18 protein-coding genes are annotated in these 25,648 nt (G+C 72.1%); 5 read left to right on the top strand and 13 right to left on the bottom strand.

What is annotated here, in order from left to right; genetic code table 11:
- Positions 1 to 53: 53 nt before the first annotated feature.
- The 5 genes from BF93_RS15440 to BF93_RS15420 form a co-directional block, all read right to left on the bottom strand.
- Positions 54 to 1,724 carry an ABC transporter substrate-binding protein gene (locus tag BF93_RS15440; RefSeq protein WP_156954168.1) on the bottom strand — a complete coding sequence of 557 codons (1,671 nt, stop codon included), beginning with the start codon at positions 1,722 to 1,724 and terminating at the stop codon, positions 54 to 56.
- Between the two features lie 222 nt (positions 1,725 to 1,946).
- Positions 1,947 to 2,939, bottom strand: a complete 993-nt coding sequence (locus BF93_RS15435; protein WP_038373874.1) for an acetylxylan esterase — start codon at positions 2,937 to 2,939, stop codon at positions 1,947 to 1,949.
- A gap of 74 nt (positions 2,940 to 3,013) precedes the next feature.
- Entirely contained in the window at positions 3,014 to 5,086 is a 2,073-nt protein-coding gene (locus BF93_RS15430; protein WP_084148606.1) for a beta-galactosidase, read from the bottom strand.
- A complete protein-coding gene (yicI, locus tag BF93_RS15425; protein ID WP_038373873.1) occupies positions 5,083 to 7,125 on the bottom strand; it encodes an alpha-xylosidase in 2,043 nt (680 codons plus the stop codon). Before yicI ends, BF93_RS15430 begins: the two co-directional genes overlap by 4 nt.
- 27 nt (positions 7,126 to 7,152) lie before the next feature.
- Positions 7,153 to 10,149 (bottom strand): glycoside hydrolase family 3 protein, encoded by a 2,997-nt coding sequence (locus BF93_RS15420; RefSeq protein ID WP_051487053.1) that lies wholly within the window; start codon positions 10,147 to 10,149, stop codon positions 7,153 to 7,155.
- A gap of 290 nt (positions 10,150 to 10,439) precedes the next feature.
- Between BF93_RS15420 and BF93_RS15415 the strand changes: the two genes are divergently transcribed.
- The 4 genes from BF93_RS15415 to BF93_RS15400 all read left to right on the top strand — a co-directional run bounded on the left by BF93_RS15415 (position 10,440) and on the right by BF93_RS15400 (position 15,210).
- Complete coding sequence (locus BF93_RS15415; protein WP_038373872.1) at positions 10,440 to 11,060, top strand: DUF624 domain-containing protein; 621 nt, start codon at positions 10,440 to 10,442, stop codon at positions 11,058 to 11,060.
- A 392-nt stretch (positions 11,061 to 11,452) separates the two neighbouring features.
- Positions 11,453 to 12,433 (top strand): ABC transporter permease, encoded by a 981-nt coding sequence (locus BF93_RS15410; protein WP_051487052.1) that lies wholly within the window; start codon positions 11,453 to 11,455, stop codon positions 12,431 to 12,433.
- A gap of 9 nt (positions 12,434 to 12,442) precedes the next feature.
- On the top strand, positions 12,443 to 13,390 hold the full coding sequence (locus BF93_RS15405; protein ID WP_038373871.1) for a carbohydrate ABC transporter permease: 948 nt from the start codon (positions 12,443 to 12,445) through the stop codon (positions 13,388 to 13,390).
- A gap of 56 nt (positions 13,391 to 13,446) precedes the next feature.
- Positions 13,447 to 15,210: a type 2 periplasmic-binding domain-containing protein gene (locus BF93_RS15400; RefSeq protein WP_038373869.1), complete on the top strand. Its 1,764-nt coding sequence runs from the start codon at positions 13,447 to 13,449 to the stop codon at positions 15,208 to 15,210.
- Positions 15,211 to 15,347: 137 nt separating this feature from the next.
- Here BF93_RS15400 and BF93_RS15395 read toward each other — a convergent pair whose 3' ends face one another.
- The 7 genes from BF93_RS15395 to BF93_RS15365 all read right to left on the bottom strand — a co-directional run bounded on the left by BF93_RS15395 (position 15,348) and on the right by BF93_RS15365 (position 22,825).
- Complete coding sequence (locus tag BF93_RS15395) at positions 15,348 to 16,346, bottom strand: LacI family DNA-binding transcriptional regulator (RefSeq protein WP_038373868.1); 999 nt, start codon at positions 16,344 to 16,346, stop codon at positions 15,348 to 15,350.
- Positions 16,347 to 16,616: 270 nt separating this feature from the next.
- Entirely contained in the window at positions 16,617 to 17,702 is a 1,086-nt protein-coding gene (locus BF93_RS15390) for a Gfo/Idh/MocA family protein (protein ID WP_038373867.1), read from the bottom strand.
- A gap of 31 nt (positions 17,703 to 17,733) precedes the next feature.
- The gene (locus tag BF93_RS15385; protein ID WP_038373865.1) at positions 17,734 to 18,432 is read right to left on the bottom strand and encodes a ThuA domain-containing protein; all 699 of its coding nucleotides are present in this window, start codon (positions 18,430 to 18,432) and stop codon (positions 17,734 to 17,736) included.
- The gene (locus tag BF93_RS15380) at positions 18,429 to 19,634 is read right to left on the bottom strand and encodes a Gfo/Idh/MocA family protein (protein WP_051487063.1); all 1,206 of its coding nucleotides are present in this window, start codon (positions 19,632 to 19,634) and stop codon (positions 18,429 to 18,431) included. The genes BF93_RS15385 and BF93_RS15380 overlap by 4 nt, the downstream gene beginning before the upstream one ends.
- 109 nt (positions 19,635 to 19,743) lie before the next feature.
- Positions 19,744 to 20,556 carry a carbohydrate ABC transporter permease gene (locus BF93_RS15375; protein ID WP_038373864.1) on the bottom strand — a complete coding sequence of 271 codons (813 nt, stop codon included), beginning with the start codon at positions 20,554 to 20,556 and terminating at the stop codon, positions 19,744 to 19,746.
- A gap of 2 nt (positions 20,557 to 20,558) precedes the next feature.
- Positions 20,559 to 21,503 (bottom strand): carbohydrate ABC transporter permease, encoded by a 945-nt coding sequence (locus BF93_RS15370; RefSeq protein WP_084148604.1) that lies wholly within the window; start codon positions 21,501 to 21,503, stop codon positions 20,559 to 20,561.
- A 2-nt stretch (positions 21,504 to 21,505) separates the two neighbouring features.
- Complete coding sequence (locus BF93_RS15365) at positions 21,506 to 22,825, bottom strand: extracellular solute-binding protein (protein WP_038373863.1); 1,320 nt, start codon at positions 22,823 to 22,825, stop codon at positions 21,506 to 21,508.
- 503 nt (positions 22,826 to 23,328) lie between these two features.
- Here BF93_RS15365 and BF93_RS15360 point away from each other — a divergent pair.
- Positions 23,329 to 24,333 carry a LacI family DNA-binding transcriptional regulator gene (locus tag BF93_RS15360; RefSeq protein ID WP_232226463.1) on the top strand — a complete coding sequence of 335 codons (1,005 nt, stop codon included), beginning with the start codon at positions 23,329 to 23,331 and terminating at the stop codon, positions 24,331 to 24,333.
- A 72-nt stretch (positions 24,334 to 24,405) separates the two neighbouring features.
- Here the strand turns inward: BF93_RS15360 and BF93_RS15355 are convergent, their stop codons facing one another.
- Positions 24,406 to 25,569: an ROK family transcriptional regulator gene (locus BF93_RS15355; protein ID WP_038373860.1), complete on the bottom strand. Its 1,164-nt coding sequence runs from the start codon at positions 25,567 to 25,569 to the stop codon at positions 24,406 to 24,408.
- Between the last annotated feature and the right edge of the window lie 79 nt (positions 25,570 to 25,648).

Below are 25,648 nucleotides of genomic sequence, written 5' to 3'. Positions count from 1 at the left end.
GGCATGGATCCGCCCCGGTCCACGGATCTGCGGACCGGGGCGATCCGGGCGGGTCAGGACGCGGACCGGACGAAGCGCTCGCGCGCACCCCGGTACAGCTCGAGGTAGTCGGCCAGGCCTGCGGCCTCGAGCTCGCCGACGAAGGCGTCCCACTCCTGGATATCGCGCTCGCCCAGGATGAAGCGGAGCGTGTTCGTGTCCACCGCATCCTTGAGCGAGGTCGCCATCAGGGCAGAACGCTCGAGCTCCCCCTCGTCCAGCGGGGCGGGCGCCCAGGGCGGCATCGGCTCGAGGGTCGCCAGCACGTCCTCGACGTACTCCCGGAAGGTCTCGGAGTTGTAGGACTCCTTGAGGGAGCGCGACTCGGTCGCCTCGGAGAGGAAGGTCGAGAAGCCCAGATCGGTCTGGATATCGATCTCCGCGCCGACGTTCAGGTCGAAGGCGTTCAGCGAATAGCCCTCTGTCAGGGTGATCCTGCCGTCGCCGTCCTTGGCGTACGTCTCGCCCTCGACGCCCCAGCGGGTCATCTCCCGGGCGGCGGGCCCGTAGTACAGCCAGTCCAGGAACTGCAGGATCGCGAGGAAGTCCTCGCGCTCGGCGACGCGGGAGCTGAGCATGAAGCCATGCCAGAAGTTGCGGGGCCCCATGATGCTCCCGCCCGGGCCGCCGGGCGGCGGGATCAGACGGATGGTCGAGGCGTCTCCGCCGGCGGCGTCCAGGGCCTGCGCGAACTCGATCGCGGTGCCGGAGGAGCCCGAGGCGGCGAAGCACGTGCCCTGGGCGAACTTCTCGGCCACGCCGCCGGCGCCGGAGCCGTCGTTCGCGGCGCTCAGCGACTCCGGGTCCAGCAGTCCCTCCTCGACCAGGCCCCGGTAGTACTCGACCATCGCCTTGTACTCGGGGGTCGTCGCGGCGTACTCGAAGGGGGCGTCGATGCCGCCGACCATCCCGTTGCCGAAGCCCCAGCCGGCGCGGGTGCCGAAGGCGTAGCCGCCATAGTTGATGAGCGACTGGCCCTCGAAGCCGTCGGCGAGGGGGAGGGACTCCGGATGCGCGGCCTTGATGGCCCGCAGCCCCTCGCGGACCTCGTCCCAGGCGCGCGGGACGGGGACGCCGGCCTGCTCCCAGACGTCCGTGCGGATGATGAGGGAGAAGGACGGGACCCAGACCTCCTGCAGCCCGGGCAGCATGTAGTACTTGCCATCGGCCTGGCGGAGGCCGTCGACCATCTCTCCGAGGTCCCATTCCTCGACGTACCGGCGGAAGTTGGGCATGTGCTCGACGACGTCGCTCATCGGGAGGATCGCCCCGGAGGAGACGAACGGCGTCTCGTCGCCGCGGTAGATCAGGGGGATCAGGTCCGGGGCATCCCCGGCGCTGATCAGGAGGCTGCGCTTCTCCACGACGTCGCTGAACGGGACGTGGGTGAGCTGCAGCTCGACGTTGCTGAGCTCCTTGATCCGATCGAAGATCTGCCAGCTGTCGAGGACGGGCTGCTCGGGCCAGTCCGTCCAGAGGATGGACAGCTGCAGCGGCTCGGTCGCGGTGAACTGCTGGTCCGCCTCGAAGTCATCCATCGCCCCGCGGTCCTGGGAGGAGGCCTCGAGAGATGGATCGGGCCCGGCGTCCTCGCCGCAGGCGGTGAGGCCCAGCAGGCCCGTCGCGGCGATGCTCATGCCGGTGAAGGCGCGGCGGCTGGGGCGTGCGAGGAGGGAAGGGGACATCATCGGCTCCCGGGTGCGCAGTGGTGTGGTTCCGGGGCGTGCGGGTTCTCCACGTCGAAAACTTGCGATAGATGCTCCGGAATGCCCCGAAGCTACCGGGGGCCGATGAGAAGGTCAAGAGGTCAGTACCGCTCGCAAGACTAGAAACTTTCCGAATGATCGGGCGCGCAGTGCGCGGGACTCCGCGCAGGATCGGGGCCGGAGGGGCGGGCGCGCGCGGGATCAGAGGCGCTCACGCAGCCAGCGGATCTGGAGATCGTGCTGGACCGCCGCGCCGCCCTCGTGGTTGTTGTAGGGGTAGACCTCGATCTGCGTGGACGGCGCCTCCGGCGAGCCCTCCGGGAGGGTGCCCGCGTAATGGTTGCGGGCGGCGAAGATCGTCGACGGCGGGCAGGTCATGTCCCGCAGCGCCGCCGAGAAGAGGGCATCGGCCCGGGCCCGCCGCACCAGGTGCACCGCATCGAGGTAGCCCAGGGTGCGCTCGACGGCGGCCTCGCGGTCCCGGTTCACCGCGAGGTAGCGGACGATCTCCTGGTACGGGTCGCAGTCGGTGATGTCGATGGCCCGGCGGATCTGGCACAGGAAGGGCACGTTCGCCATCACCGCGGAGACGTCCGGCACCAGCGACCCGGCGACGAGCGCGAGGCCGCCGCCCTGGCTGTTGCCGGTCACCGCGACGCGGCCGTCGGCGCCGGGCAGGACGCGGGCGGCATCCACGGCGCGGGCCGCATCGGTCATCAGACGGCCCAGGTACGCGGTCTCCGGGTCGTCGATGCCGCGGGTCATCGACCCCGGGGCGGCCGGTCCCGAGCCCACCGGGTCCGGGGTGGCGCCGCCCGAGCCCCAGCCGGAGCCCTGGCCGCGGGTGTCCATCACCAGGTGCCCGTAGCCGGCCGCCGGCCAGGCGAGATGCTCCAGCGGGAGGCTGCGGCCGCCGCCGTAGCCGATGTACTCCACGACCACCGGCAGGTCGCCCGGGACGCCGGCCGGCCGCAGGTACCAGGCACGGATCGGGTCGCCGTCGTGCCCGGCGAAGGTGACGTCCCAGGTGTCCACCAGCGTCAGGCCGGTCTCGACGGGCGCGACCTGGATGAGCGGCGCATGGGCGCGGGCGCGGGAGAGCTTCCCGGCCCAGAAGTCGTCGAGGTCGGCGGGCTCGTCGAGCTCGGGACGGTAGGTGCGCAGCTGGGCGAGGGGCAGGTCGAACAGGGCCATGGGGCGGGTCCTCCGGGGCGGGGTCGAGGGGGAGGGGCGGACGGTCGGGATCCGGCGCGGCGCGGCGCCGGGGATCAGGCGTCGGGCAGCAGGCGGGCGGGGGCGCCGGGGGCCACGGACACGACGGCGACCTCGCCCGGGGCGATGACCAGGCCCGATGCCGCCGTTTCCCCGGAGACGAGGTCGGTGCCCTCCGCCTGGACGCGCACCGGCGCGGAGCCGTGGTGCAGCAGGAACAGATGGTCGGCCTCCGCGCCGCGGCGGCGCACGGCCTCCAGGCCCGCCCCGGCGGCGCCCGGGAGCGTCGGGGCGATGCCGAGCTCGGCGGCGAGGCCGGCCAGCAGGGCGTCCCGCGACTCCTGGACCAGATCCGCCGAGACGTACACCGCGCGCCCGTCCCCGCGGCGGGCCGCGGTGATCGCGGGGGAGCCGTCGAGCTCGGGATGGGTGTATGTCGCCAGCACCTCGGCGTCGGTCGCCGTGAGCAGCTCCGTCCACTCCTGCACCGCGGTGCCGTCCGAGAGCGTGAGCATCTGCCCGGGCTCCAGCGGCAGGACCTCCTCGCCGCGGACGCCCAGGAGGTCCCGGAGCATCCCGGGGTGGCCGCCCGGGACCACGCGCAGGTTCTCGTCGGAGATCCCGGTCATCGGCCCGACCAGCAGGGTCCCGCCGCCGCGGACGTAGTCCTCGAGCCATGCGGCCTGCTGCGGCGTCATCGGCGCCAGCGTGGGGACCACGAGCAGCCGGTAGCCGCGCGCATCGGCCCCCGGGGCGAGGAAGTCGGTGGCGATCCCCGCCCGCCAGAAGGACCGGTGCGTCCCGCGCAGCTGCGCGGAGTACGTCATCGCGTCGCTGGGCAGGTGCGGGGTCTCCAGCGCCCACCAGCCGTCGGCGTGCCAGACGATGCCGACCTGCGCGGGGACCATCGGCCCGGAGGCCGGCGGGGCGAGGGCCGGGGCGATCCGCTCGAGGATCCCGCCCAGGTGCTCGACCGCGGCGAAGGCCCGGGTCTCCCCGCCGGCGTGGGGGACCAGCGCCCCGTGCCACTGCTCGGAGCCGCCGGCGGAGGCCCGCCACTGGAAGAACAGCGAGGCCTGGGAGCCGCGGGCGATGTATCCCAGGGAGTTGCGGATCATCCGCGAGGCCGGCTTGGCGTAGGTGCGATCGCCCACGCGGATGCCGGTCGGGTTCTGCTCCATGAGCACCCACGGACCGCCGGACCACGAGCGGGCGAGGTCCGAGCCGTAGGCGACGTGCGCCTCCGCATCGGGCCCGGTCGTGTCGAGGTAGTGGTCCAGGGACACGACGTCCTGCTCGCCCGCCCAGGACCACTGCTCCAGGTGGTTCCAGGTGGGGAGCATGAAGTTCGTGGTCACGGGCGCAGTCGAGCCCGCCCGCCGGATCTCCTCGCGCTGCTCGACGAGCGCCGCGAGCATCTCGTCGCTGCTGAAGCGGCGGAAGTCGATCAGCTGGGCCGGGTTGTGCAGGTACTGGGTGGCGCGCGGCGGCTCGATCTCCTCGAAGGAGCTGTAGCCCTGCGACCAGAACGCCGTCCACCATGCCGCGTTCAGCGCCTCGAGCGAGCCGTACCGCTCCTGCAGCCAGGACCGGAACGCCCGGGCGGCGTGCGGGCCGTGGTCCAGGGTGCCGTACTCGTTGTGCAGGTGCCATCCGCGCAGGCCGGGGTGCTCGCCGTAGCGCTCGCCGAGCATGCGGGCGATGGCCCGGCTCGCGGCGCGGTAGGCGGGGGCGCTCACGGCGTAGGTGTCGCGCGAGCCGTGGGTCAGGCGCACCCCGTCGGGGCGCACGGGCAGCGCATCGGGGTGGGCGCGGGAGAACCACGGCGGCGGGGAGGCCGTCGGGGTGGCCAGGAAGAAGCCGATGCCGGCGTCGGTGAGCAGGTCGATCACCGCGTCCAGCCAGGCGGTCTCGTAGCGTCCCTCGGCCGGCTCGAGGCTCGCCCAGGAGAACACGCCCAGGGTCACCGTGTTCACGCGGGCGCGGCGCATGAGCGCCACGTCCTCCTGCCAGGTGGCCGGGTCCCACTGCTCAGGGCTCCAGTCGCCGCCGAACAGGAACGCCGGCGGGACGTAGGGCTCCCGGGCCCGGCGACCGACCTCGGGCCCCGACCCCTGCGCCGCGCTCATCCGCGCACCTGCGCGAGGACCTCGGAGCCCGCCCGGGCGAACAGGCCCAGCGAGTGCACGTCGTAGCGGCGCCGCAGGAAGGTGCCGGTGGCGGTCTCGACCTCCTCGCCGTCCAGCAGGTGCACCCAGCGTCCGGCCGGGAGGTACACGTCGACCTCGCCGGAGGGCTGGAGGACGGGGGCGACGAGGATGTCCGAGCCCAGCATGTACTGCATGTCCAGGGTGCGGGCGGCGGGGTCCTCGGGGAACTGCAGGGCCATCGACCGCATGGCGGGGTGCCCCGTGCGGGCGGTGTTCTCGGCGGTGGCCAGCAGGTAGGGCATCAGGGTCTGCTTGAGCCGCGTGAACTCGCGCATGACCTCGACGGCCTCCTCGTCGAACAGCCACGGCACCCGGTACGAGTTCGACCCGTGCAGGCGCGAGTGGGTGGACAGCAGGCCGAAGGCGATCCAGCGCTTGAACACCGTCGGGTCGGGGGTGCCCTCGAAGCCGCCGATGTCATGGCTCCAGAAGCCGAAGCCGGAGCTGGTCAGCGAGAGCCCGCCGCGCAGGGACTGGGCCATCGCCTCGTAGGTCGACTCGCAGTCGCCGCCCCAGTGGATGGGGAACCGCTGACCGCCGGCGGTGGCGGAGCGGGCGAACAGCACCGCCTCCCCCTCGCCGCGGCGCCGCTCGAGCAGCTCGAAGACGGCCTGGTTGTAGCGCTGGGTGTAGAAGTTGTGCTCGCGCAGCGGGTCCGAGCCGTCGGCCCAGACGATGCCCTCGTGGGGGATCCGCTCGCCGAAGTCCGTCTTGAAGGCGTCCACGCCGTCGTCGAGGAGGGCCTCGAGCTTGCCGGTGAACCAGGCGGTGGCCTCCTTGCTGGTGAAGTCGACCAGGCCCATGCCGGCCTGCCACAGGTCGCTCTGCCAGACGTCGCCGTCGACGGTGCGCACCAGGTGGCCCTGCTCCGCGCCCTCGGCGAACAGGTGGGAGCGCTGGGCGATGTACGGGTTGATCCACACGCACACCTTCAGCCCGCGCTCGTGGAGCTTGGCGATCAGCCCGCGGGGGTCCGGGAAGGTCGCCGGGTCCCACACGAAGTCGGACCAGTGGAAGCCGCGCATCCAGAAGCAGTCGAAGTGGAACACCGACAGCGGGATGCCCCGCTCGGCCATGCCGTCGACGAAGGACAGCACGGTGTCCTCGTCGTACTCGGTGGTGAAGGACGTGGACAGCCACAGGCCGAAGGACCATTCCGGCAGCTGCGGGGGCCGGCCGGAGCGGGCGGTGTAGCGGTCCAGGACCTCCAGCGGCGCGCCGCCGCCGTAGACCTCGTAGCGCAGCCGCTCCCCGGGGACGGAGAACTGGGTGGCGGTGACGTTCTCGGACCCCACCTCGAAGGAGACGGGGCCCGCATCGTCGACCAGCACGCCGTAGCCGCGGGAGGAGAGGTAGAAGGGGATGTTCTTGTAGGCCTGCTCGGAGCTGGTGCCGCCGTCGGCGTTCCAGATGTCCACGCTCTGGCCGTTCTTCACGAAGGCGCCGAAGCGCTCGCCGAGGCCGTAGATGCTCTCGCCCACGCCGAGGGAGAGCTGCTCGAGGACGTAGGGCCCCTCGCCCTCGACCTGCGCGTAGCCGACGGAGCGGGCCGTGGAGCTGGTGAGCACGTCGCCGTCCCACAGGTAGTCCACGTGCCACGGCCCGTGCAGCGCCACGCGCGCGGCCAGGCGCCCCGAGGTGAAGGTGACGGTCTCGCCCTCGCCCTCGCCCGCCCGCTCGATGACGGGGGCCGTGGCCTCGGCGGCGAGGTCGAAGCGGGGCAGGGACTGCCGGGCGCCCGCGAAGTGCTCGATCTCCACGGCGATCACATCGGCCCGCGGGGCGGTGAAGGTGACCGTGATGACGGGCTTGTTCAGGGTGTCGCCGCGCGAGGTGATGCGGGTGACCGGCGCGAAGACGCGCAGGGAGTCCTCGCGCACCTCGATGTCGTGGACCTCGGCGGGGCGCTGCAGCGTGACGCCGTCGCGGACCAGCCAGTAGCCGTCGGTGAATTTCATGGGGGTCTCCAGATCGTGGGGCGCGGGTCAGGCCTGGGCGGCCGGCGGGGCGGCGCAGCGCAGGGCGGTCAGGGCGAGGGGGCCGGACAGGCGCACGAGCACCCGTCCGGTGGGGCGCGTCCCGTCCGCGGGGACGCGGTGGGGCAGCGGGAGGGCGGGGGCCGATGCGGGGTCGGGGGCGTCGGGGTCCACGAGCTCCGCCCGGCCGGCGGGGGTCTCCCCGTCCAGCGCGCGGACCTCGAGCCCGTCGATCCGGGTGCCCGCGGCGAGCACGAAGGCGGCGGTGCCGGGGGCGGCGCCGAGCGGCCGGATCTCGGTGCCCTCGAGCAGGGAGGCGGCCGCCCGGACGGCGCCGCAGGTCCGCTCCGCCCGATGGGCGGGGATGCGCAGCTCATCGGCCGATGCGGCCTCGGCGGGCAGGGCGTGCGCGGCGAGGACCGCCGCGGGGACGGAGACCTCGGCCTCGGCCTCGGCCACGCTCGAGGAGCGCGCGACACGCACCCGCACCGGCCCGTCGGGCAGCTCCCAGGCGTCGCGGTCGCTCGCCCACAGCGCCAGGCGGGCGTAGGGGACGGACACCTGCGCGGTGACGGAGCCGTCGGCGGGCACCTCGAGGGCCGTGAAGCCGACCAGGCGGGTCGCGGGCACCGCGTGCTCGCGGCGGGAGAAGGCCGATGCCGGCGCATCGACGTACACCTGGACCACCTCGCGCAGCGGGCCGGCGGTCGCGCGCTCGGCCGGTGCGCTCAGGTCGACGGAGACCGTCAGCCCGTCCTCGCCGGCGTCGATGCGGGCGTCGTGCCAGCGCACGGCGTCCACGGCGAGGCCGTGGCCGAAGGGGAACCGGGCCGACTGTCCGTACTGGTAGGTCGAGCCGGCGCGGATCACGTCGTAGTCCAGCAGCGGCGGCAGCGGCGAGGAGTCCGGCCAGGCCTGGGCGAGGCGGCCCGAGAAGTCCCGGGCGCCGGTGAGCAGGTCGGCGATCGCCTCGCCCTCGGCCTCCCCGGCGTGGGAGGACCACACCACCGCGCCGACCCGCTCCTCGAGGCCCTCGAGGTCGTAGGGGTAGGAGGAGGTGATCACCAGGACGGTCGCGATCTCGGGCGGGAGGGCCGCGAGGCGCTCGGCGGCCGCACGGTCCGGGGCGGGCAGCCGCACGTGCGGGCGGTCCTCGGTCTCGCGGCCGTGGACGTGCGGGTCGTTGCCGAGGACCAGCACCACGGCGCGGGCCGCCTGGGCGGTCCCCGTGCCGAGGGCGGCGTCGACCTCCTCGGCGGCGGTGCGGTGCACCTGCACGGCGAGCACGGCGCCGGAGGCGGGCGCGGCCGTGCGCAGGACGAGCGCCCCGGTGTGGTGCTCCACGCCCAGGAAGCGGCCGGTGCCCACGTGCTGCAGCTGCCAGCTGCCGTCCGGTCCGACCACCCGGCGCAGGGTCTCCTGGGCGATCCAGCCGCCGATGCGCTCGCCGCGCGCGGCGAGCCGGCCGCGGTCGTCCGGCGCCAGCAGCAGGCCGGTGGTGACCTCGCGCAGCGCCACGACGTCCTCGCCCAGGTCGATCACCGCGAAGCGCGCGGGCGCCGCGGCCGCGGCGGGACCATCGGCCCCCGGGTTCCGCAGCCGCAGCGAGGAGTCCGCGGCCAGGCGCACCGCGGCGTCCTCCGGCGCGAGGTCGAGGGCCGGGACCCCGGGGTGCGCGCCGGTCGAGCGCACGTGCAGGGAGACCAGGTCCAGTCCGCGCGCCGTGCGCACGGGCCCGTCATGGCGTGCCGAGAGCGCCTGCGCGATGGAGGTGACCTCGCAGAACTCCCCGCTGTACCAGTCGCGCAGGACGCTGTGGGCCTGCTCGCCGAGGACGGCCAGGGGTCCGGCCGGCAGCGGCAGCGCGGACTCGTCGCGCCGGGACAGCAGCACGGCCGACCGCACCGCGACCTCGCGGGAGAGCTCCCGGCGCGCGGCGCGGGAGGGCACGGCGGGGGACGGGGCCGCGGAGCCCGCCTCGGCCGATCCGGCGGACGAGGCATCGGCGGGGCTGCCGGGCTCGATCCGGTCGTCGAACTCCCCGGTGCGCGCCCGGGCGAGGAGCTGTCGCACCAGCGCCCGCTCGACGTGCGCGTCCTCGATCAGCCCCTGCTCGAGCGCCGCGGTGATCGCCTCGACGCTCTCGCGCGGATCGGTGTCGTTGTCGGTGAAGGAGTCCACGCCCGCGCGCAGCATGGCGGCGTAGGCCGCGGCGGCATCGGCCGTGACCTTTTGGGAGCGGAACAGGTTTCCCGGCGCCCCCGCATCGGAGACCACGAACAGCAGGTCGGGATCGGGCAGGTGCGCGCGCAGCTGCGTCTCCAGCAGGTCGGTGAGATGCGCGGGCCGGCCGTCGACGAGGTTGTAGGACAGCATCACGGAGGCGGCCAGCCCCCGCGCCACCGGCTCGACGAAGCCGGGCAGCTCGATCTCGTGCAGGACGCGGTCGGGCATCTCGGAGCTGGTGGCGGCGCGATCGGTCTCGTTCGAGTACGCCAGGAAGTGCTTGAGGGTGGGCAGCGTCTGCCAGGTCTCGCCGCGACCGCGCAGGCCGCTGCTGAAGCCGCAGGCCAGCACCGCGTTCAGGAGCGGGTCCTCGGTGTAGGCCTCCTCGGTGCGCCCCCACAGCGGGTGGCGCAGCAGGTTGACCACGGGCGCCCACACGCTGAGGGAGACGGCCGGGTCCTCCGCGTGCATCTCCCGGACCTCGAGGGCGACGGTCGCGCCGGCCTGCTCCAGCAGCTCCGGGTCCCAGCTCGCGGCCATCCCCACGGGCTGGGGGAACTGGGTGGCCTTCCCCTTCCAGGCGACGCCGTGCACGCCCTCGGTGCCGGTGACGAAGGGGCCGATGCCGAGGCGCTCCACGCCCGGGGCGTACTGGTGCAGCTGGGCGATCCTCTCCTCGCGGGTCATGCGGGCCACGGCGTCGCGCGCCCAGGCCAGTCGGCGGGCGTCGGCCGCCGGGATCCGCGCGAGGCGGTCGGGACGCAGGTCGCTGGACGTCATGGATCCTTCTTCGGGTCGGGTCGGGTCGGGTCGGGTCGGGTCGGGTCGGGACGGTGCAGGTCGGGACGATGCAGGTCGGGACGGTGCGGGGGCAGGGGCCGGGACGGCGGTGCGGACGGGCCCGGGACGGCCCGGCTCCGGGCGGCGGCGCGGATCGGGGCGGTGCGGCGATGCGGGGCCCGGGCCCGCGCCTGGCCGGGCAGGCAGTGCGGAGACCATATCGAATCGCTTCGACACATGTCCAGGGGGTCGACGGCCTGCGGACGGGGCGGGCGTGTCAGACTTCCCCGATGAACAGCTCGCGGATCGACCCCGGCGGCAGGGCCGTGCAGGGCCTGACCACCTTCCTCTCCTTCGTGGTGCTCAACCTCCTGTTCCTCCTGGCCTGCCTGCCGGTGATCACCCTCGGCGCCGCCGGCAGCGCGCTGCTGGAGGTGACCCTGCGCTACGCCGACGAGGAGCGAGGCTATCTCGTCAAGGACTTCGTCCTCGCCCTCGGGCGCAACGCGCTGCGCGCCACCGCGGTGCACCTGCTGCTGTCGATCCCGATGCTGCTGCTGGCCTTCGCCGCCGCCTTCTGGCTGATGCTGGACTCGCCCCTGTCGCTGATGGCGGCCGCCGTCGCCGGGCTCGGCGCGGCATACCTGCTCGCCGCCCTGATCCACGGCCTCGCCCTGGTGGCGGCCTTCGACGCCGGGATCGGGCGGACCGTCCGCAACGCCCTGCTGCTGCCCGGGGCCGAGCCGCTGCGGACCATGGGCCTGGTGCTGATCCCGGTCACCGGGCTCGCGCTGGTGGTGATCATGCCGGTGCTCGGCTGGATCCTCGTGACCATCGGCTGCTCCTTCGGCGCCTACCTGATGGCGCTGCTGCTGCGCCCCGTGCACTCCCGGCACGCCGGCGGGGCCTGAGCGCCCCGACCCCGCTCCGGCGTCGCCGCCCGGCGCCGGGTGCCTCTGCGCGGGGACGGGCGACCCGGCGGCGTCGCGACGGCGCGCCCGCAGCATCGTGACCCCTTCGTGACCTGGCCTCCCGGAACCGCGCCCTGCCTGCGGTCCTGCGCCGACGGGCGGCGCCGCGGCCGGCGTCCGCGGGGATCTCGCGCCCGCTGGTGTCGAAGCGCTTCGGAGAAATTCTTGACGCGCACCCCGCCGCTGATTAGTGTTCGGGGCTAACAAACTGGCGTGCCGCGAGGAGCCCCCGGCCGCCGTTGCTTCGACACGACGGAGTGCGCAGTGGCAGAGACGGAACCCGGCGCCCGCACGGGCGCGATGACGAGAGGCTGGGCGACGTGGTTGCTCCCATGAACACCGAGGCGGCGACCGCCGCGAAGGCGCCGGATCGGCGCGATGACGGCTCCCGGGGGCGGGGCCGGCTCCCCAGCCAGCGACGCGAGGGGTTCGTGCTGTTCCTGAGCATCGTGCCGCTGCTGGTGCTGGTGTTCCTGTTCAGCTACTTCCCGCTGTACGGCTGGATCTACTCGCTGTTCGACTACCGCCCCGCCCGCGGCCTGTCCGGCTCCGAGTTCGTCGGGCTGCAGTGGTTCACGATGCTCGTCAGCTCGCCGACGCAGGTCGACCAGATCGTCCAGGTCATGCTGAACACGCTGGCCATGAGCTTCCTCGGCATCGCCGCCTCGGTGCTGCCGCTGGCCTTCGCGGTCTTCCTCAACGAGATCCGGGCGACCTGGTTCAAGAACCTCATCCAGACGCTCACGACCCTCCCGAACTTCATCTCCTGGGTCCTGGTGTACATGATCGCGTTCTCGATGTTCTCGACGACGGGCATGGTCAACGGCCTGCTGGAGAGCATCGGCCTCATCTCCGAGCCCCTCAAGTTCCTCGACAGCGACGAGCACGTCTGGCTGAAGATGGCGCTGTGGGGCGTGTGGAAGACGCTCGGCTGGGGCGCGATCCTGTATCTCGCCGCGATCGCGGGCATCGACCAGTCGCTCTACGAATCCGCGAAGGTCGACGGCGCCGGGCGCTTCTCGACGATGTGGCACATCACCGTCCCCCAGCTGATGCCCACCTACTTCGTCCTGCTCATGCTGGCGATCGCCAACATCCTGAACAACGGGATGGAGCAGTACTACGTGTTCCAGAACGCCTTCAACAAGGACACGATCCAGGTCCTGGACCTGTACGTCTACAACATCGGCATGACCGGTAACAACCTGTCCCTCGCGACCGCGATCTCGATGCTCAAGAGCGTCATCTCCGTCGTCCTGCTGCTGTCGGTGAACGCCCTGTCCAAGCGCGTGCGCGGCACCTCGCTCATCTGAGGAACCCTGATGACCTCCACCACCGCCCCGAAGACCGTCCTCGCCCCGCGCCGGCGCAGCCGCCAGCGCGAGAAGGGCGATGTCCCCTTCAGCATCCTCAACGCCCTCGTGTTCGCCCTGCTGGCGTTCGTCTGCGGCTACCCGTTCTACTACCTGATCATCAACTCGATCAGCGCGAACGACGTCTCCGCCCTCGGGGACATCCGCTGGCTGCCGCAGGGGATCCACCTGGACAACTACCGCCAGGTCTTCGAGCTGCAGGGCCTGCCCACGGCCGCCGCCGTCTCCATCGGCCGCACCGTGATCGGGACCGCGGCCACCGTGCTCGCCTCGGCCTACCTCGGATTCATGTTCACCCAGGCGAAGCTGTGGAAGCGCGCCCTGTGGTACCGCCTGGTGATCATCACGATGTACTTCAACGCCGGCCTCATCCCGGTCTTCATCATCATGAAGACGCTGGGGCTGACCAACAGCTTCTGGGTGTACATCCTCCCGCTGGTCGTGCAGCCCTTCAACATCATCCTCGTGAAGACCTACGTCGAGGCGATGCCGGAGGAGCTGCAGGAGGCGGCGGAGATGGACGGCGCGAGCATCTTCCAGGTGTTCTTCCGGATCGCGCTGCCCAACATGACGCCGATCCTCGCGACCATCGCGATCTTCTCCGCCGTGACCCAGTGGAACAGCTTCCAGGACACCCTGATCTACATCACCGACCAGAGCCTGTACACCCTGCAGTTCCTGCTCTACATGTACATCAACCAGGCCGATTCCCTCGCCCAGGCCGCGCAGCAGTCCGGCGGCAACATGGGCGCCATCGCCTCCGCGGCGACCCAGCAGACGGCCACCTCGATCCGCACCACCGTCGCCGTGGTCGTGGTGATGCCGATCCTCTTCGTCTACCCGCTGTTCCAGCGCTACTTCGTCAAGGGCATCATGCTCGGCGCCGTCAAGGGCTGATCCCCGCCCCGTCCCGCTCGACCCGCGCACCACCAGATCACTCTCAAGGAGGAGACATGCTCTCTGACGTCCGCCGCCGCTCCCTGCTCACGGGAGGCGCCGTCCTCACCCTGTCCGGACTGGGCCTGAGCGCTTGCTCCGGCTCGAACTCCGGGCCGGGCGACGGTCCCGCCGAGCCCTTCCCGACCGCCTGGGACGACGCGCTCACCGCCGACGTCTTCGACGGCCTCGCCAACCAGATGGGCGAGCAGCCCGGCTGGTTCGGCAAGCTCGTCACCGACCGCTTCAACCTCACCCTCAACGTCATCGCCCCCAACGTCGCCGGCGGCGGGGACACCCTGTACAACACCCGCGTCTCCGCCGGGGACCTGGGCGACATCGTCCTGACCGACCAGGGGCAGAAGCTCACCGAGCTCGTCGAGGGCGGGCTGCTCATGGACATCTCCTCCTGGTACGAGCACATGGAGAGCTCCGCGCGCTTCGACGCGGCGGTGCAGAAGGTCAACGAGGGCCTGGACGGCATCTACGCCATCCCCACCCAGGTCTCGACCCTGAAGCCCTCCGAGCCGAGCGAGGGCATCGACCCGACCTTCGGCCCCTTCGTGCGCTGGGACGTCTACGGCAAGGTCGGCTACCCAGAGATCGGCACCCTCGAGGACCTGCTGCCCGTCCTCAAGCAGATGCAGGACGCCGAGCCCACCGCCGCCAACGGCAAGCGGACCTACGCCCTGTCGCTCTTCGCGGACTGGGACGGCAACTACATGAACAACGCCAAGCAGCCCTGCTGCTACTACGGCTACGACGAGGTCGGCTTCGTCCTGGCCAAGGCCGACGGCTCCGACTTCCAGTCGATCCTGGACCCCGGCTCGCTGTACGTGCGCGTGCTGAAGTGGTTCTTCGAGGCCAACCAGCTGGGCATCCTCGACCCCGAGTCGACCACCCAGAACTACGACACCCTGTTCTCCAAGATGCAGGCCGGCCAGGTGCTGTTCTCGTTCTGGCCCTGGCAGGGCCAGGCCGCCTTCAACACCGAGGCCAACATGGCCGAGGGCAAGGGCTTCATGATCGCGCCGCTGGCCGACCAGAAGATCTTCTCCTACGGCGCCTCGGTGTACGGCGGCAAGCAGGTCTTCGGCGTCGGCTCGAACGCGGAGGACCCGGCGCGCGGCGCCGCGTTCATCGACTGGCTGTACTCCTCCGAGGGCGTCTACGCGAACTCCAGCCAGACCATGGGCGCCGCCGGGCCGCAGGGCCTGACCTGGGAGCTGAACGCCGACGGCAAGCCCGAGCTGACCGACTTCGGCCGCCAGGTGCTGCTGGGCGAGGGCGGGAACGTGCCCGAGGAGTGGGGCGGCGGCAGCTACATCGACGGCACCTCCTGGCTGAACGTCACCACGGTCATCGGCAACGACGAGGACCCCGAGACCGGCTTCCCCTTCAACTACAAGATGTGGGAGACCTACCAGGCCACCGCCGCGAACCCCCTCACCGAGGACTGGGCCGGCCGCATGGGCGGCCACGCGACCACCATGGAGTACCTGCAGGCCAACGACATGCTGGCCGTGGGCGCCGGGGCGAGCTACGTGGCGCCGGAGGATTCCTCGGAGATCTCCACGATCCGCAACCAGGTCAAGGCCGTGATCGTCGAGAGCTCCTGGAAGATGGCCTTCGCCAAGGACCAGGCCGAGTTCGACGCCCTCCTGGCGGAGATGCAGTCCACCGCCGACGGCCTCGGCTACCAGCAGGTCCTCGAGGTCGACATGGCCAACGCCAAGGACCAGGACGCCCTGCGCAAGGAGGTCGTCGCCGAGTTCGGCTGATCCGGCGCCGACTCCGGCGTGCACGCACGGCGGTCCAGCGTCCGCGGACCAGGCGATCGCCTGGCTCGCGGCTCCTGGGCCGCCGTTCGTGCTCGCGCGCGACGCCGCGCACCGCCTGCCGGCCGGTGCGGGGGACCTCAGGCGCGGGTGGTGCCGCGCGGGGTGAAGGTGGGGCTGAGCAGGCGGGAGTGGGGCGGGGCGGCCGGGCCGCTGAGCATCTCCAGCAGCATCGCCAGCGCGGTGCGGCCGATGGAGCTGATCGGCAGCTCGACGTTCGAGACGTCCCAGGGGCCGCTCACGGCGACGTCCTCCGGGGAGATCGCGACGATCTGCACGTCCTCGGGGCAGGCGACGCCCTGGGCGGCGAAGGCCCGGCCCAGGTGGGCGAGGGCGGGCTCCTGGTGCACGAAGAGGGCGTCGAAGCGCTGCTCCTGCACGAGCTGCTCGCGCACGAAGGCGCCGAGGGACTCGGCGTCGGAGGGGACCTCGACGATGGTCGGTGCGATGCCGAGCTCGGTGCAGGCCATCGTGTATCCCAGGCGGGAGCGCCGGGCGTAGGTGGGGGAGGGGCGGTGCGTCGCGGCGGGGGAGGTGAGCATGCCGATGCGGCGGGAGCCGCGGGCGTGCAGCTCGCGCACGGCGAGCATCGCCCCGGAGAGGAAGTCGAAGTCCACGCAGGCCAGCCCCCCGGACTCCTGCGGGTACCCGATGAGCACCACCGGCCGCGGCAGCGCCGCGAGGGAGGGGATGCGCGGGTCGTCCTCGACGAGGTCCATGACGATCAGGGCGTCGACCTTGCCCTCGTCCATCACCCGGCGGGTGCGCTCGTGGTCCTCGGCGGCGACCAGCAGGAGGTCGTAGTCCTGCTCGTGGGAGGCGGTGAGGATGGAGCTGACGAACTCCATGATCACGTGGGCGTCGACGTCCTCGCGCTGGGGCACGGCGACCCCGAGCAGGGAGGTGCGCTGCGAGGCCAGGGCCCGCGCGCTCGCGGTCGGGTGGTACTGCAGGCGGTCGATGGCCGACTGGATGCGCTCCCGGGTCGCGGGGGAGATCGGGCGCTTCCCGCTGAGGGCATAGCTGACCGTGCTCAGGGAGACGCCCGCCTCGCGGGCGATGTCGGTCATGGTTGCCATGCTGCGTGTCCTGTCTCGGACGCGGCCGATGCGGCGCGCCGTCGGTGATCCTGGCCGCCCGGGTGCCGGGCGACAGGTCCATTGTGGACCATGCAGGCGAAGCGTTTCGACGAAATTCTGGGAACGTGGCAGGGAGTCCGCTCCGGCCACCTCGGAGGGCCCATCGGTCGGGCCGCCCCGGAGGGCCCATCGGCCGGGCCGATGGCCGGGCCGATGGCCGGGCCGCCCCGGAGGGAGCATCGGCCGGGGCCGATGCTCCCTCCGCGGGTCTCAGGCCGTCGCCGCGGTGCGGAGATCCTGCAGCGGCACGGCCTCGGGACGCTCGACCGTGCTGGCGATCTCGATCCGCGCGCCGCTGACCGAGGAGGCGAGCACGGCGTTCATGACCTCGAGCGCGTGCTGTCCCAGCCTCCCGCTCGCGCGCAGGTCGGAGCCGCGCACGGCCATGTCCTGCAGGCCGATGCCGCGGCCGGCCTCCACGTAGCCGGCGCTGACGGGGACGTCCGTCCAGCCTTCGCCGCCCAGGCTGTGCAGCGACACCTCCCCCTCGAAGCGGTTGGGGTCCGGCACGGCGAGGGAGCCCTCGGTGCCGTGCACCTCGATGGGCCGGGCGGAGGTGGCGACCGCGTCGAAGCTCATGACCAGCGTCGACAGCGCGCCGGAGGCGTGGACCAGCACCCCGGTGATGTGGGTGTCGATCGAGACGGGGATCCGCTGCCCGGCGCGCGGGCCGGAGCCGATCTCGCGCTCGTCGCGGGAGCGGCTGCCGGCGCCGATCACCGCGGAGACCGGGCCCAGCAGCGTGACCAGGGCATGGATGTAGTACGGGCCCATGTCCAGCAGCGGGCCGCCGCCCGGGGTGTAGTAGAAGTCCGGGTTCGGGTGCCAGCGCTCGTGGCCGGGGGTGAGCATGGTGGCGGTCGCCGCGACGGGGGTGCCGATCCTCCCGGCGTCGATCACCGCCCGGGCGGTCTGCGTGCCGGTGCCCAGCACGGTGTCCGGGGCGCTGCCCACGAGCACGCCCCGCTGCTCGGCGGCCGCGAGGACCGCTGCGCCATCGGCCGTGTCCACGGCGAAGGGCTTCTCGGAGTAGACGTTCTTGCCGGCGGCGATGGCCCGCAGGTCGATCTCCGCGTGGGCGGCGGGGATGGTGAGGTTCAGGACGGTGTCCACGGCCTCGTCGACCAGCAGCTCGTCGACGGTGAGGGCGCGCACGCCCTCGTGCTCCGCGGCGACGGCGCGGGCGCGCTCCGGGTCGAGGTCCGCGACCGCGACCAGCTCGACATCGGGCAGGAGGGGGAAGGAGGCGAGGTACTGGGCGGCGATGTTGCCGCAGCCGATCATGCCGATGCGCATGGGCGAGGTTCTCCTGGGATCGAAGGGGTGGTCAGCGGGCTGCCCAGAGCATGCCGCGCTCGATGATGGTGCGGACGTTGGGGTCCTCGAGGACCTCGACGCGGTGGCCGGGGGTCGACACGAAGATCCTGCCCCGGCCCCACTGGCGCGTCCAGATCGCCGGGGAGGTGACGGGGCGGTTCCACGGATCCCACTCGCGCACCTTCTGGGTGGTGGTGGCCAGGACGTCGATGTAGTCGTCCGAGAGCACCCAGTACTGCTCGGTGACCAGGTCGAAGTCGCTGATGCCCCGGGTGATCGGGTGCTCCGCCGCCGCGGGCAGCATGTTCACCGTGTAGGGGACGTAGTTGTCGGACTGCTCGCCGGTGCGCTCGTCGGGATGCTTGCCGGGGTGGCAGCCGAACTGGCCGCCGATCAGGGTGAGGTAGTCGGACTCGTTGCGGTAGCTGTCGGCGATGCCGCCGTGCCAGCCGGCCATGCCGGTGCCGGCCTCGATCGCCGCGCGCAGCCCCTCGAACTGGGGGCGCTCGATGGTGTTCATCGTGTTGCACTGGACGATGAGGTCGACCGTGGCCATGTACTCCGCGTCGGCGTAGATCGCGGGGGACTCCTCGATCCGGACGGTGAACCCGTTCTCCTCCAGGAAGGGGATGAACAGGTTCGTCGCCTCGACGGGCTGGTGCCCGTCCCAGCCTCCGCGGACGACGAGGGCGGTGCGGGGGTCGGTCATCGGGTGCCTCCTGCGGCATCGGTGGGGTTCGGGGACGCGGCCTCGGGGGCCGGTGCGGGCAGCGACGTCCAGCGGCTCGCGTCGTGGGAGCTCTGCTCGACGGCGGCCAGCACGCGCTGGACCTGCAGCGCCTCCTCGAAGGAGGGGGAGGGGTCGCTGCCCTCGCCGATGGCGCGGACGAGGTCGGCGATCTCGTGGGTGAAGGTGTGCTCGTAGCCGAGGCCGTGGCCGGTGGGCCACCAGGCCGCGGCGTAGGGGTGCTCGGGCTCCGTGGTCAGGACGCGGGAGAAGCCCTGGCGCCCGGCGCCGGCCGTCGCGTCGTAGACCTCCAGCTCGTTCATCCGCTCGAAGTCGAAGGCGATCGCGCCCTTCGCGCCGTGGATCTCCAGGCGCATGGCGTTCTTGCGGCCCTGGGCGACGCGGGTCGCCTCGAACGCGCCGAGCGCCCCGCCCTCGAAGCGGGCGGTGAACAGGGCGAGGTCGTCGACGGTGACCTGCTGGCGCTCCCCGCTCGCATCGCCCTTGCCGCCCAGGCCCTGCATGTCCCCGGCGGCGGGACGGGTCGGCACGACCGTCTGCAGGGTGCCGGAGACCGCGGTGATGTCGGTGCCGGTGATCCACTGCGCGAGGTCGATGACGTGCGCACCGATGTCGCCGAGGGCCCCGGAGCCGGCCTTGTCCTTCTGCAGGCGCCAGGTCATGGGCGCATCGGCGTCGGAGAGCCAGTCCTGCAGGTACTGGGCCCGCACCTGGCGGATCTCGCCGACGGCGCCCTCCTGGACGAGCTGGCGGGCATAGGCGAGCGCGGGGGTGCGGCGGTAGGAGAAGCCGCAGATCGATCGGACGCCCCGGGCGCGGGCCTCGGCGGCGGCCGCGGCCAGCTCCTCGCACTCCTCGACGGAGTTCGCCAGCGGCTTCTCGCACAGCACGTGCTTGCCGGCGCGCAGCGCCGCGAGGGCGATCTCGTGGTGGGTGTCGCCGGGGGTGCACACGTCCACCACGTCGATCTCGGGATCCTCGACCACGTCCTGCCACCGCGTGGTGGTCTGCGCGAAGCCGTAGCGATCGGCGGCCTGGGCGAGGGCCTCGGGGCTGCGCCCGGCGAGGGTGCGCAGCTCGGGGGTGCGCGGCAGGTCGAAGAAGCGGTGGGCGGTGCGCCAGGCATGGGAATGGGCGGCGCCCATGAAGCCGTAGCCGATCATGCCCACCCGCAGCGGGGCGGGGGCGGTCTCGGCGGGATGCGGGGAGGTCACGAAGTCTCTCCTCCTTCTGCGCGGCGCGATGCGCGGCGCGGGTCGGGGTGGGGTCGCGTCACTTGCCGGCGCCGGCGGTCATGCCGCTGACCAGGTAGCGGCGGCCGAAGGCGTACAGGACGAGGATCGGGATCGAGGACAGGACGACGGCGGCCATGACGACGGGCACGTTGGTCGCGTACTCGCCCTGGAAGGACCACAGTGCCAGGGGAAGGGTCCTCTTGTCAGGACTCTGCGTCAGGATCAGCGGGAACAGGAAGCCGTTCCACGACATGAGCGCCTGGTAGACGGCGACGGTCACGAGCGCCGGCTGGGTCATCGGCAGCGCGAGGCGCCACATCTTCTGCCATTCCGTGCAGCCGTCGATGGACATGGCCTCGAACAGCTCGTTGGGCACGTCGCGCAGCGAGTTGGCGATGATGAGGATGCTCAGCGGCAGGCCGAAGGCGATGCCGGGCAGCATCAGCGCGGCCAGCGAGTCGTACATGCGCATCTGGATGATGAGCAGGTAGATCGGCACGATGGTGGCCTGCACGGGGATCGCCAGGCCCAGCAGGAAGATGCTGCGCACCGGGGCGAAGACCCGCCGCGCCCCGCGCACGATCGCGTAGGAGGCCATGAAGGCCATGAGCACCAGCGGCACCACGGTCCCCAGCGCCACCAGGACGCTGTTGAGGAGGTACATGCCGAAGTCGGCCTCGAGCACCGCGGTGAAGTTCTCGACGGCCACCGGCAGCGAGGGCAGCACCGGGTTGGAGCCGAAGTAGGTGGAGATCGACTTGAAGGCGGTGATCCCCACGAAGTAGATGGGCAGGAGCACGACCAGCAGCCACAGCCAGCCGAAGGTGCCTCCGATCCAGTTGCGCTTCATGCTCAGGCTCCTTCCATCTGGCTCGCGGAGGCGTCCTTGCCGCCCAGGCTCTGCACGCCGAGCGCGAGGCCCAGGCCGATCACCACGAGCATGACGGCGAGGCAGCTGGCCACGCCCATCTCGTTGCCGCGGAAGCCGGTGAGGTACATGTCCAGGGGGAGGATGCGGGTGGCCACGCCCGGCCCGCCCTGGGTGAGGACGAAGATGATGTCGAAGTACGTCAGCGCACCGACCACCATCAGCGTCGAGCTGGTGATCATCGTGAACTTCAGCTGCGGCAGGGTGATCGAGAGGAAGCGCCGCGCGCGGGAGGCGCCGTCGATCTGCGCCGCCTCGTACATGCTCGCCGGGATCTGCCGCACCGCGCCCTGGTAGATGAGGGTGTGGAAGGGGATGAACTGCCAGGCGATGATGAACAGCAGCACCACCCACACCAGGCGGGCGTCGCCCAGCCAGTTCTGCGCGAGCCAGGCGATGTTCAGCCCGCTGGCCAGGCCGAAGTTCGGGTCCAGCAGGGACTTGAAGGTGATCGCGATCGCGGCGGAGCTCAGCAGCAGCGGCAGGAAGTACAGGATCGCGAGGACGTTGCGGTAGCGCTGCGCCCCGGCGAGGAAGGTCCCCAGCAGGATGCTCAGCGGGGTCTGCAGCAGCCACGTCGCGGCGATCATGAGCATCACCAGCCACAGGCCGTGCCACGTCGAGGAGCGGGTCAGCGCCTCCTTCCAGCTGGTCAGCCCGGTGAACTCGATCGTCCCGATCCCGTTCCAGGTGGTGAAGGACAGCACCACCACGCCGATCAGCGGCAGCAGCGCGAAGACGGTGAAGAACAGCAGCGCGGGCGCCGCGAACAGCAGGTGGGACAGCTGGACGGGCTCGGGCGCGCCGGCAGGCCGCCGGCCCGGGCGCTGTGCCCGGGCCGGGGCCGATGCGGGGGAGGCGGTCGTCATGCTCAGGCCGCCGTCCCGTTCATCGTCTCCGCGAATTGCTCGGGGGTGACCTGGCCCAGGAACAGCTGCTCGATGGTGACCAGGAGCGTCTCGGCCACGGTGGGCTGCAGGGCCTGGTCCCAGGACTGCGTGAAGGCGGGCGCATCCTGCAGGGAGGTGTAGACCCACTGCAGGTACTCGGCGTCCTCGCTCGCGGCGAGGGCGTCGTCCTGGCCGGTCACGACCGGGACGGCCCCGGACTCGACGATGGCCTTGGTGACGTCCTCGGTCATGTAGCCGTCCAGGAAGTAGGTCTTCGCGACCTCCTTCGCCTCGTCCGTGGCGGAGGAGGAGATCGAGAGGTAGTTGCAGGGGTTGCCGACGAGGTTGCTCAGCTCGCCCTTGCCGCCCTCGATGGTGGGGAAGGCGGAGAAGCCCAGACGGCCGCTCTGGACGAAGTCGCCGCCGCTGGCCTTCATGGAGCCGAACGTCCAGCCGCCGTGGAGCATGAGTGCGGCCTTGTCCGACCACAGCAGGGCCTGGTCGGTGTTGGAGTCCGCGGCCATCGACTCGAAGCCGTCGGCGAAGGCCTTGGCCTCGAGCAGCTCCTGGACCCGCTCGCCCATCGTGATGACCGCGGGGTCCAGCCAGGCGTCGGGCTCGCCGGCCGCGATGCGGGCGAAGACCTCCGGACCGCCGACGCGGTCCAGCAGGTACTCCAGCCACATCATCGAGGTCCAGCGGGACTGGCCGGCCAGGGAGATCGGGGCCACGCCCGCGGACTTCGCCTTCTCCACCACGTCCAGCAGCTCGTCCCAGGTCGCGGGGGCCGCGCCGCCGATGTCCTCGAGGACCTTCGTGTTGTGGAACAGGATGATCGGCTGCGTGGAGCCGAGCGGGACGGCGTAGACCTTCTCGTCCACCGTCGCCGCGCCCCACACCGACTCCACGAAGCGGTCGCGGAAGGCGGCGTTCTCCCCGAGCCACCCGGTGAGGTCGTCGACCTGGGACTCCTCGGCGTAGGTGCGCAGACCGCCGCCGCCCCAGCCGTAGATGATCGTCGGGGCCTCGCCCGCGCCGATGGCCGTGCGGATCTTCTGCTTGTACGCGTCGTTCTGGAAGAACGTGATCTCGACCGTGCCCTCGCCCTCGGCGTTGAAGGCCTCGACCGCGTCGCCGTAGATGCCTTCGTTGGGCTGGCCGGAAAGGGCCCAGAAAGTTGCGGTGTCCCCGCCGCCGCCTCCGGCGCCCGGTCCGGCGGTGCCGCAGCCGGCCAGGGCGATCGCGGAGGCGCCGGCCGAGAGGCCGAGCAGGGAACGTCGCGAGAGGTTCGGGGTGTGCATGGTGTGCTCCTGGGGTCGCCGTCGACAGTGCCGAGCTGGGCGGTGCGCGGTCCGCACCGGAATAAGTGTGGCTAATTTACAAAGCAACGAGCGCCGGGTCAAGGCCGATGCCCGATCGTGATGCACGGGCGTCCAGGAAGTGCGGATGGGCTGGTCAGAGGCTTGCATCGATGGAAACGAGATGGAAAGCGCTCGCCCGTCGAGGCGTCGTCATCGGGTCCGTCCGGCACTGCTCTCGCGGCCCCGCAGGGCGCCGGAGCGGCGCGACGAGCGGGCGCCGCCGGCGGGCGGGCGGCGGCGCGGAGCGTCGGCCGGCGGGCCGGGGGAGCCGCTGCCGCCGCGGGCGGACCGGGGCGCCGGCGCGAGGCCCCCGAGGTGTCCTCGCCGCCTCGAAAGAAGCCGGAGTTTTCGAAATCTGAGGTACGATGCTCGGAACGTTCCCGCACAGACGTCCGATCGCGCGGGGTGCAGGAGGTGGACCGATGGTGCCCAAGGAGTCCCGGGTGACCCTCACGGAGGTGGCGCGCGCGGCCGGGGTCTCGCTGGCCACCGCCTCGAAGGTGATGAACGGCCGCGACGACGTGCGCGAGCAGACCCGCCTCGAGGTCACCGCCGTCGCCCAGGAGATGGGCTACGAGCCCCGCCGTCGCGCCCCGGCGCCCCGGCGGCGGGTCTGCATCGTCTTCAACACGCTGACCAGCCCCTACGAGCTGCAGGTGCTCGAGGGGGCGGAGGAGGCGGCCCACCGTGCCGACATCGAGCTGCTGGTCATGAAGGCGCAGCGCGAGGAGCGCCTGGCCCCGCTGTCCCGGGGCTGGATGGCGGATCTGGCCGCCCGCGGCATCGACGGCGTGGTCGCGGTGACCACGCCCGTGGGGCCCGAGCACGTGCGCTGGAGCCGCGACCTGGACCTGCCGCTGATCGTGGTGGACCCGGTGGTCCATCACGAGGAGGTGCGCGGCCTGGTGACGATCTCCGCCACGAACTGGGAGGGCGGCATGGCCGCCGTCCAGCGTCTGGTGGAGCTGGGGCACCGCCGCATCGGGGTGCTGTCCGGGCCGGCCGATTCGATCCCGGCCCGCCAGCGCGTGCTCGGCTATCGGACCGTCCTCGAGCAGGCCGGCCTGCCCTTCGACGAGGAGCTCGTGGTCGGCGCGAACTTCGACTACGCCGAGGGGCATCGCGGCGCCCAGCGGCTGCTGGCGCTGCCCGATCCGCCCACCGCGATCTTCGCGGTCTCCGACACCCTCGGGGTGGGCGTGCTGCGGGCGGCCCGCGAGCGCGGCCTCGAGGTGCCGCGGGACCTCAGCGTGATCAGCTTCGACGACTCGATGATCGCGCGCTGGACGTTTCCCCAGCTCACCGCGGTGCATCAGCCGCTGTTCTCTATGGGGCAGGTGGCCGTCGAGCGCCTGCTCGCCCTCTCCGCGGATCCGGGCCTGTTCGCCCACCCCTTCAAGCTCGAGACCCACCTCGTCGAGCGCGAGTCCACCGCCGCCCCGCGCTGATCGACGCGCGCAGGACGAGGGCCGGGGATCCCGCGGCGGGGCCGGGTGTTCGGGGTCGCGTGGCGGGGCCGGTCAGACGTGCTGGCGGATCCAGGTGCCGGGGGAGGTGAGCACCGGGTCCAGGGCCGCGCGGGCGGCGCCGCGCAGGGAGGGGTCGGCGAGGCCGTCCGAGCGCTCGATGGTCACCGGCCCGGCCTCCACGGCCAGCGCATGGGCCTCCACCGTGGCTCGCACGACGGGCGAGATCTCCTCCGCGATCGGGGCGAGGTAGCCCGAGAGGACCACGGTCGACAGGTCGAGCACGTTCAGGGCGTTCGCGATCGCGAGCCCCAGGGAGCGGCCGATGGTGCCGATGACCTCGGCCCGGTCGGTGCTCAGGGCCAGGGCGTCCACGAGGTCCTCGATGAGGACGTCCTCGCTCAGGCCCGCGCGCTCGCGCAGCGCGTGGTAGGACACGTACGCCTCCAGGCATCCGCGGCGGCCGCAGCGGCAGCGCGCCCCGCCCTGCTCGATGACGGTGTGCCCGATCTCGCCGGCCCAGCCGTGCTGCCCGTCCAGGACCGAGCCCTCGAGCACGATCGCGCCGCCCACGCCCGTGCTCCCGCGCACGTAGAGGAAGGACGCGCCGGGGCGCCGGTCCAGCTCCGTGTTCACCGCCAGGCGGTTGTCGTTCTGGGCGCGCACGGGGAGCCCGTCCAGCAGCGGGTGCGCGGCCAGGCGCTCGACGAAGGGGACATCGGTCCAGCCGAGGTTGGGCGCCGAGAGCACCCGCGAGCCGTCGGGGGAGATGCGGCCGGGCAGCGCCACGCAGATCCCCACGGTGGGCACGGCGCCCGCCGCGGTCCGTGCGGCGGCGATGAGCCGGGCGGAGCGGTCCACGGCCGCATCCACGGAGCGGGCGGTGACGTGCAGGTACTCGGTGTGCTGGGAGACCTCGCGGCCGGCCAGGTCCACGGCGAGGCAGGAGATGTGATCGGCTGCGACCTCCAGGCCCAGGGCCACCAGCGTCCCCTGGGCGGGGGAGAGGGGGACGATGGGCCGGCCCGTCCCGCGCACCTGCGGGGAGCCCTCCTGCACGAGGCCCGCCCCGACCAGCTCCTCGACGAGCTTGGACACGGTGGGCTTGGTCAGGCGGGTGGCCTTCGCGATCGCGGCCCGGGAAGCCGGCTCGGAGGAGGCGACCAGGGAGCGCAGCACGACGGAGAGGTTGTGCTCTCTCAGATCGGTCGATTGCATGGATGCGCTCCTTCTGCCGGATCGGATGTGCGCGCTCGGGTTGTGCGGACCAGGGTCCCACGTCTACATTAGTAACGGT

It is taken from the genome of Brachybacterium phenoliresistens (assembly GCF_000576425.1).
In the GTDB taxonomy this organism is placed as follows: Bacteria; Actinomycetota; Actinomycetes; order Actinomycetales; family Dermabacteraceae; genus Brachybacterium; species Brachybacterium phenoliresistens.
Note: the sequence above shows the minus strand (reverse complement) of the source record. Positions and strands in the feature narration are given on the sequence as shown.